This window comes from Stenotrophomonas sp. 05L414_2 (assembly GCF_056397905.1).
The window spans coordinates 1-3,566 of record NZ_JBFTOJ010000260.1 but is presented as its reverse complement, the minus strand read 5'-3'; the positions used below and the strand labels follow the sequence as shown (position 1 = coordinate 3,566).

The window sequence follows — 3,566 nt, the reverse complement described above, 5'->3', positions numbered from 1 at the left end:
GAATCCATCCATGGAGGCTTGGCCGCGGCATCCATGCCGCGGACACCCCCGCAACCGGACCCACCCCGCCTTCGACAGTTTTCCGCGATCTGTTGGAATTGCATGACTTGTTGTTGGTGGGGGTCGACCTTGGTCGACACGTAGATCCACGCCATGCGTGGATGCGCGTGACTGGTGGCGCCGGGCGCTGGTCGGTTAATGCGCTATGTCGATTTGTGGTTCCGTGGTTCGTCGATCGGGTACTTTCCAAAGAAAAGGGAGCAGCACATGAGCACCGACAGCAAACCCAAGGGCCCGGCGTCCTATTTTCCTTCCATCGAAAAGACCTACGGGCAGCCGGTGGCGCATTGGCTGGCGCTGCTGGCCAAACGGCCGGGGCTGAAGCACATGGAACTGGTCAGCTTCCTGAAATCCGAGCACGGGCTGGGCCATGGCCACGCAAACGCCCTGGTCGCCCACCACCTGGCCACCCAGCGCTGAGACAACCGCTCCACCGAGCGAAGCGACCCGCTTTTGCTCTTCTTTTCTCTTTACGTGGCTGGACGCGCACGGAACCTGTCCAAGGCCGGGTGGGGTGAGGCTGCGGGGGTGTCCGCGGCATGGGCCCGAGGCATGCCTCGGGCGGGTTGGGCAGGACGGGACGCCCAATCCCGGTCTTGCTGTGTGCGCAGGACAGCGCACACGAGCAAGACGCGGCCAAGTCCCCAGGGACGGATTCACGGCGTCCCCCGCAGCCTCACCCCGCCTGGCCAAGCCACTGAACTGCATTACGCCGCCCAGCCACGAGGGGCTGCGCCGTTCGCCGCAACTCCCAACTGAACGATTTCATCTGCAACTGTCATGCAGATCGTGTCTAATACCGCTCCCCACCCGTAGTGCCCCCACCTGTATGTCCCTCCAATCCCATGGCCCGGCGCCGTGCGACGACGCTGACGGCCACCTGGTCACCGCTGGCCCGCTGACCCCGCCGCCCGATGTTGCCGGCACCCCCGCCGATGAGAAGGCGCTGCGCCACTCGGTCGCCGAGGACGTGCAGGGCATGGTGCTGGCCATGCTCGTGGCCTCACTGGGCCTGGCCATCTTCGCCAAGGGCGGGCTGATGATCGGCGGCATGGCCGGCATGGCCTTCCTGCTGCACTATTCGATGGGCTGGAACTTCGGCCTGGTGTTCGTGCTGGTCAACCTGCCGTTCTACTGGGTGGCCGTGCGCCGCATGGGCTGGGAATTCACCCTGAAGACGTTCGCAGCGGTCACTGCCTGCGGCCTGCTCACCGACATCCTGCCGCGCTGGGCGGACTTTTCGCATATCGCGCCGCTGTACTCGGCGCTGGTCGGTGGCGCGCTGTCCGGCCTGGGCATCCTGTTCTTCATCCGCCATCGCGCCAGCCTCGGCGGCATCGGCATCCTGGCGGTGTACCTGCAGCGCACCCGCGGCTGGAGCGCCGGCAAAGTGCAGATGTCCTTCGATGCGTGCCTGATGGTGGCCGCGTTCTTCGTGCTGTCGCCGTCCAAAGTGATGTACTCGGCCATCGGTGCGGTGGTACTCAGCCTGGTGCTGATGTTCAACCACCGCCCGGGCCGCTACATGGGCGTCTGATTCCGCATTCGGCGGATCGCCCGCCCAGGTGCCACGCGCCCCGGTAGCGCCGGGCCATGCCCGGCGGATGCGCATCAGCCGCGCGCTGCCTGTACCCACGGCGGTGCCAGCTTCAGCAGCGTTGCATGCACCGGGCAGTCCTCGGCATGCGCGCCCGGCAGGTAGCCCAGGCTCATCAGGAACTCGCCGGTGATCTCGCCACCGGTGAAGCGGAACGTCTTCTTGAACAGCTTCACCCAGTCGGCCTTGCTGCGCGGATGGTGTGCGTCCAGCCAGGCGGCGAAGCTGCCGTGGCTCTGGCGCAGCTGCTGGATCACTTGCGCGTTGTGGATCGCCGCCAGCACCTTCAAGCGGTTGCGGATGATGCCCGGGTCCGACAGCAGGCGCTCGATGTCCTGCTCGGCGTAGGCCGCCACGCGATCAACGTCGAACGCGTCATAGGCCGCGCGGAATCCCTCGCGCTTCTTCAGGATGGTCTCCCAGCTCAGGCCGGCCTGGTTGATCTCCAGCAGCAGGCGCTCGAACAGTTCACGCTCATCGCGCTGCGGGAAGCCATATTCATTGGCGTGGTAGTACTCGTGCACCGGATGGCCCGGGGCGATGCGGCAGTATCCGYTCATGGTGTGGCCGCCTCCGCGCGGTCGTTGCTGCGATCAATCTCCAGCTGGCCCGCCGCGCCGTCAAGCAGCAGCGTCGGCCAGCGCGGCGGCTGCATGGTCAGGCGGCCGTCGCGCAGGGCCTGCGGGGCCCCGTCCGAGGTGCGCTGGTCAACGTCCTGGAAGGAAACCTCACCCTCCTTTCTCCAGCCAGCCGGTTCACGCACGTGCAGCTGGCAGCGCGGACCGCTGTACAGACTGGTCATGCACAGCAGCACGTCGTCTTGGCCATCGCCGTCCAGGTCACGGCGCAGGGTGACGCAGCGGTTGTCGCCGGTCTTGTCGTCGTCCAGGCAATCGCCCGCGTGCAAGCGACGGTCCAGTATCGCCTGCCACCAGTCATCGGCTGGCGAGGCGGTGCCCTTGGCCTGCACGATCCGTGACTTCAGGCTGGCCAGGTCGCGCACGCCATCGTCGATGTCGTTATCCCAGCGTGACTCGCGCTTCTGCCGGGCCAGGGCCTGCACGATGATGCTGGAGGCGCGCGTGTCGGCCGCCAATGACGGTGCTTTCTGCAGCGTGCGCAGCGCCTGCACACCTCGACGGCCCAGCTCGAAACGCAGCTGATTTGCGGCGTCCGCAGTCATCAACGCCGGATCGGCGCGCAGGCGCTTCATCTGGCTGGCCAGGGTGATGCGCACCGGGTCGATCACCGGCGAGATGGCCAGCAGTGCGGTTGCCAGCACGGCCCAGCACATCCAGCGGTTGACCGGCTCAAGCCGATGCAGCCAACGCCCGTGCCGGCGCAGTGCGGCGAAGGCGTAGCCGATGGCATAGCCGGCAATCAGCACTGCCACCGCCACGCCCCAGAAGCGCGAGAGGGTCCAGCCGTACTGGCTGACCCGCAGGGACATCGCATACAGCGCCAGGCCGGCGTAGATCGGCAGTGCCAGCAGGCTGGCCTCGACCAGCCGGCGCAGCCATGCCGGGTAGGGCGGGGTGCCGTCGTCGTGCTGGTAGACCGCGTTGGCCAGGCTGATCAGCAGCACCGCCAGCACCAGCAGCAGGCTGGCGGCCGAACGCGTGGCCCACAGCGGCGCCAGCCCGGTGAACGGCAGCGACAGCACGAACAGCACCGCGATGAACGACAGCAATGGCAGCAGGCCGCGGCAGATCGCGAAGAGCACCTGGCGGGTGATCTGCATCGCGCGATGCTGGGTGCGCCCGATCAGCACGCCGAAGCCTGCCAGCATGCCGGTGGCCAAGGCGATGAAGGCATCGCTGCCGAACAGGACGTGGAAAAAGTCGACCTTGACCATCCGGAACAGCGCCGCCCACAGCCACAGCAGCAGCCAGGTCAAGCCGGTGAACAC

General features: G+C 66.9%; 4 protein-coding genes. 2 read left to right on the top strand and 2 right to left on the bottom strand.

What is annotated here, in order from left to right; all coding sequences use genetic code 11:
• Nucleotides 1-267 precede the first annotated feature (267 nt).
• Both AC1DJN_RS21230 and AC1DJN_RS21225 read left to right on the top strand, forming a co-directional pair.
• Nucleotides 268-480 (top strand): DUF4287 domain-containing protein, encoded by a 213-nt coding sequence (locus AC1DJN_RS21230; RefSeq protein WP_032977298.1) that lies wholly within the window; start codon nt 268-270, stop codon nt 478-480.
• A gap of 409 nt (nt 481-889) precedes the next feature.
• Nucleotides 890-1,597: a YitT family protein gene (locus AC1DJN_RS21225; RefSeq protein WP_025874035.1), complete on the top strand. Its 708-nt coding sequence runs from the start codon at nt 890-892 to the stop codon at nt 1,595-1,597.
• Between the two features lie 74 nt (nt 1,598-1,671).
• Here AC1DJN_RS21225 and AC1DJN_RS21220 read toward each other — a convergent pair whose 3' ends face one another.
• Nucleotides 1,672-2,217, bottom strand: coding sequence for a DNA-3-methyladenine glycosylase I (locus tag AC1DJN_RS21220; protein WP_478040116.1), 546 nt, complete (start codon nt 2,215-2,217; stop codon nt 1,672-1,674).
• Nucleotides 2,214-3,566 (bottom strand): DUF4153 domain-containing protein (locus tag AC1DJN_RS21215; protein ID WP_478040114.1); only part of this gene is annotated, 1,353 nt, incomplete at its 5' end. The genes AC1DJN_RS21220 and AC1DJN_RS21215, both read right to left, overlap by 4 nt.